Origin of the sequence: Paenibacillus phytorum (genome assembly GCF_013141715.1) — a bacterium.
GTDB classification, from domain to species: domain Bacteria; phylum Bacillota; class Bacilli; order Paenibacillales; family NBRC-103111; genus Paenibacillus_E; species Paenibacillus_E phytorum.
Genome location: NZ_WHOA01000117.1, coordinates 1 through 968, shown reverse-complemented (window position 1 = coordinate 968; position 968 = coordinate 1). Strand labels below are relative to the sequence as shown.

Below are 968 nucleotides of genomic sequence, written 5' to 3'. Positions count from 1 at the left end.
CTGAGATCACCTGACTCCCCTAAAACACCCGCTAAAGCAATCGCACTTATGCCAGTAATGGCAAGGATTTTGCTTGCATAGGGGATTCGTTCAAGTACGGCTTTGGCCTCAGTTTCGATTCTCTGCAGCTGTGTGTTTGCTAAGTCATACTCCTCAAGAAGATGCTCAAGATGGAGTTTGTAAGCATATGTTGCCTGGGTAGACCCAACGCTCTTTTTGGCAAGATCGATGAGCAACTTAGCTCTACGGACACCAGAGTGTCGTTTCATGGACTTTTTCCATCCCGCAATCACATCGTTAGGTTCTAGTCTAGATAGATCGGCGGGGAGAGGAAACAACCTAAGAGTCTCCAATGCACCTTTGCAAGTTAAGATTTTAAAGACTTGTCTAAGCTCAGGAAACACAATGTCGACCCAGCGGTGAATTTGATTAACTGCACTTACAAGCCGCTTAACAACAGTCTCTCGATTTGCCATAAGGACTCGCAGCTCTTCGTATTCTGTGGAATGAAAACGGACTGGGGAATAGTAGCCGTTTTTCACCATGTCAGCAATGACAAGCGCATCTTTTTTGTCACTTTTAGATCGTGTATTGTCGCGGTTTTCTTTGTTCTTTTTGACTAGGTGAGGATTTACGAGTACAGCCTCGATCTCGGTATCTTTAAGCCAATGTGCAAGGGCAAGCCAGTAATGTCCTGTTGGCTCCATACCGACGATTACTTGGCTTAGCTTGTACGAAGCTAGCAAGTCTCGGATCCAGCGATCAAGAGATCGGAAGCCGATTTCATCATTACTAAATTCCAGGGGATTACCCAAAGCAATACCACGGAAATTAACAGCTCTAGCAACGTGGATCTCCTGAGCGATATCTACACCGACAACAAGGTGATTAGAGGTAATGTTTTCAATGAGTTGATTTTGTTTATCTTGTGCTTTAAACTTCATAATAGAGCGACCTCCTGATGTGGG

1 protein-coding gene is annotated in these 968 nt (G+C 44.6%); it reads right to left on the bottom strand.

The features are described 5' to 3' along the window. On the bottom strand, window positions 1-944 hold a 944-nt coding region (locus GC098_RS17755), incomplete at its 3' end, for an IS110 family transposase (RefSeq protein WP_171644459.1). Window positions 945-968: the final 24 nt, after the last annotated feature.